Annotated in this window: 1 pseudogene; it reads left to right on the forward strand. The window is 61.8% G+C overall.

Annotation, left to right across the window (positions count from 1 at the left end):
• Positions 1–22: 22 nt before the first annotated feature.
• Positions 23–233, forward strand: a pseudogene (locus tag EVC45_RS45360) (IS5/IS1182 family transposase); the annotation flags it as partial.

Here is a 233-nt window from a genome sequence, read left to right on the forward strand (position 1 = left end):
GCTGCGGGAGTTCGCGGGATACATGGACGATTTCTGGCGTGAGCGCGGCATCGATCTGCCCGTACCCAGCTTTGGCCATCTGTCGGACCTGTTTGCGGGGCTCGACATGACCGTGCACAGTCGGTGCACGCGTGCGGCCGGGCGTGTAAAGGACGGCGAGCCTGTCACCGTGATTGTGGACAGCACGGGACTACGCTTTTCCCATGCGGGTGCATGGTACGAAAGGAAATACG

This window comes from Paraburkholderia sp. UYCP14C (assembly GCF_004197395.1).
Taxonomy (GTDB): domain Bacteria; phylum Pseudomonadota; class Gammaproteobacteria; order Burkholderiales; family Burkholderiaceae; genus Paraburkholderia.